The sequence below is a fragment of the Gammaproteobacteria bacterium genome (assembly GCA_028817255.1).
In the GTDB taxonomy this organism is placed as follows: Bacteria; Pseudomonadota; Gammaproteobacteria; order Porifericomitales; family Porifericomitaceae; genus Porifericomes; species Porifericomes azotivorans.
Genome location: JAPPQA010000052.1, coordinates 1 through 2977, shown reverse-complemented (window position 1 = coordinate 2977; position 2977 = coordinate 1). Strand labels below are relative to the sequence as shown.

Below are 2977 nucleotides of genomic sequence, written 5' to 3'. Positions count from 1 at the left end.
GGCAACGGCAGCAAAGCGCGCCCTGCCGCCGGGGTGCCGTTGCGCCTTTGTTTCGTACGCAGGCTTGGTCGCGGGCTTTGTCTTGCGTTTTCTATGCTTCGATTTCGACTTTCCGGACATTTTATTTCTACTCCGCGCCGCCCTGTACGCGCCCTTGCCGAGGATAACAATCCGCCGCCGCACATTCCTCAAAAGGAGCGCGAAGCGCGCGCTTTATACACTGGATTCCTGCTTTCGCAGGAATAGCAGAACTGTGTGCTACAGTCGCACGAAAAAACTTCTCGCTGGCATGACCAATATCCGCCATTCCCGCCTCCCTCTTTGTCATTCCGGCCTTTTTTTCTGTCATTCCGGCGAAAGCCGGAATCCCTCTTACTCTTGCGACCTCGGCATCGCAAAGGAGCGCGAAGCGCGCGCTTTTTATGCGGGATTCCGGCCTGCGCCGGAATGACGCGGTGGGAGACGGGAATGGCGGAGTGGGCTTTATTCGATTCATTGAAAGCTTGCCCCCTTGCGCGGGCCCACAATAATCGGCGTCGTGTCTTCATACAGGTAATAATTTATATCGTGCTGTTTCTGCGCCCTTGCCAAACGAAAATGAGTCGCGTAATACGCAAGCTGGCTGTCGCTCAGAGACCACAAACGGCTCCGGTGCTCGGGCTGGTCAATATTCATTCCGTCTTTGTCGTTCCAGCCCACGATGTTGTACGCCCATGCGCCGACGGCTTGCACCGCGACGGAATACAGGAACAGCGCCGCGAATACGCCCCGCATCCGGGGCGCCTGTACGACCCTGGCGATGACGGGGATCGTCAGCAAGCTCAGAAACACCCCGGCATCTACGATGGGCCTGGGCCCGTATGTCCACCCGCCCCACCAGTCATACCACTTGGCGGCCACCGCAACCTGCAGCAAGACAGCCGCCTGCAACGGAATCAACGGCGCGAAGGTCCGCGGAGACTTCCACATCATAACCGCCCCGGCCAATCCAAGCGCCATGATGGGCGAATAGACGAGCAGCCCCCGCGACGGGCTGCACAGCAGGCCGGCAAGGCCCTCCGCCAGCGGCGTCTGCCATACACCGGCAACGCCTCTCTCCCGCACCAGCCATTCCGCCGCGAGCCCCTGCCCGAAGACAAAGGGATTGCCGAAGTAATAGGCGTTGTACGCCCCGAGCAACGCGGCGAACGGCAGCCCGCCCAGTACGTATGCGAAAACCGGCGGCAGCGCGGGGAACCGGCGCAGTCCGCCCGGCCGCTCCTCGCCGGGCGCGGCGCCGGCGGCGCCGGGGGAATGCAGCAAACGCGGCAGCAAGCGCGGCGGGGCAAGCCAAAGCAGATACAGCCCCACGCAGACTACGGCAATGGCTCCGGTGGGACGGCACAGCGTCGCCATGCCCAGCGCCGCCCCGCAGTACAGCGCCCAGGCGGGCCGGCGGGTCGTTTCCTGGCCGGCGGCGAACAGACACCAGGCCCCGAGCGACAAAAAGAACAGGAAGGGCGTCTGCTGCCACAGCCCCTGACTGCTGAGGCTCCACGCGCAGGTGCCAAGACCGAACGCCAGCGCGCCCAGCGCCGCCGGCAGGGGCGGGAGGAAGCGGCGCATGGCCAGAAAAATACACACGACCGCCCCCGCGGTCAGCAGGGAAGCGGTCACCTTGGCGCCATGCCACCAGGCAGAACGGTCGGCCGCGAGATCCGTAAAAAGATTCAGCGCCGCATAAACCGGAAGCAAAGTGAGCGTAGCGCCGAAGCCGAAGGTGTTGGCATATTGGCCCGGGTGCACCGTCGGGACCATCGAATAGGGATAGGCCGCCCGTAGCTCCCCCTTTCGGTAGAGCGCGTCCCACTTGCTGTTCCAGCGGGTAAGTTCGACGGGGCCTGTGTCCTCCGGGGACCGCTGCAAGGTCCAGGTGAACGCATCCGGCGCATGCGGCGGAGCGAGCGAGAGGGAGCGATGCTTCAACACATTGACGCCGAACCGCATATTGGTTTCCTGATCCGCGCCCATCAAAACATCTCCGTTCATTGCGTAGGCGCCGAAGCAGACAGCAAACAACAAGACGGGCAGCCGCCACGAAGATTTGCCGCCGCCACCGCCCGCCAGAACTTGCGACGGGGCGACGGGCGCCATTTCCGGCCTGCCGGCCGTCCTCGCTTTGCGTTTTTTGCGCCTCGATGCGGATTTTCCGGACATTATTCTTTCCTCGTGCCGCGCCTTGCCGGGCGGCTCCTCAGCTCCCGGTCGGCGAAACGCTCGGCGACCCACTGGCGGTCATTCGAATCGAAGGGCATCCATAGATTCGGACCGACTTTGAGGGCGTAGTGCGCTACCCGCAAAGCGTCGGCCGCGCTTGGTTTCGCCGACGTCACGAAAAAGTTCACGCCTCGTTGCCTGAGGTAGCCGGGCGGCGGTTGGCGCTCGTGCACTATATGTCTCCGCCCGGCCTTGGTCATGGGATTGCGGGCCACCGTTTTGTCGGTCAAACCGTAAACGTCTATTATCTCCAGATCCGGCAGGTAATAGCCTTGGATTCCAAGTACGCTCGCCACACTCACCGCGTCGTCAGGGAACATTCCGCGAGGCATGCGCTCGAGCGGCCCCCACGCCCGCTGCTGGCTCGCGGCAAATGCCCTGTGCTCCGCCCACGGCGATGGGGCATGGCGCAGCGTTGACCGGCGGCGCAAGTTGTTGGAAACAGCCACCAGCTTCGACATCCCGGGCGCCGCCAACCACTTGCCCGCGTTCTCTGCGTTCAGCTCGCTGTACAAATGCCCTCTGTATTCGAGCACCCGCGAGCCTTCATACAACAATGCGCCCTGTATCGCATTGGCGTAGAACAGTATCGGCGCAAAGAGAACGAGCGCCGCCAGGTGCGCGAATCCGCGGGCAGAAATAAGCCGCCGTGCCCATATGGCGATGCGCCCGCCGAGGCGCGCGATCCCCTCCGCCGCCGCCACCGCCAGCAGCGGCCAAT

General features: G+C 63.4%; 3 protein-coding genes. 1 reads left to right on the top strand and 2 read right to left on the bottom strand.

From position 1 onward, the window contains the following. Positions 1-451: hypothetical protein (locus OXU43_02675; GenBank protein ID MDD9824064.1), on the top strand; the 451-nt coding region annotated here is incomplete at its 5' end. Between the two features lie 41 nt (positions 452-492). On the opposite strand, the gene OXU43_02670 is transcribed toward OXU43_02675, so the two are convergent. Beyond that, the gene (locus tag OXU43_02670) at positions 493-2028 is read right to left on the bottom strand and encodes a glycosyltransferase family 39 protein (GenBank protein ID MDD9824063.1); all 1536 of its coding nucleotides are present in this window, start codon (positions 2026-2028) and stop codon (positions 493-495) included. A 167-nt stretch (positions 2029-2195) separates the two neighbouring features. Continuing rightward, positions 2196-2977: hypothetical protein (locus OXU43_02665; GenBank protein ID MDD9824062.1), on the bottom strand; the 782-nt coding region annotated here is incomplete at its 5' end.

Coding starts and splice junctions, on each gene's coding strand:
- OXU43_02670 (MDD9824063.1), bottom strand. CDS start 2,028: ATGAACGGAGATGTTTTGATGGGCGCGGATCAGGAAACCAATATGCGG.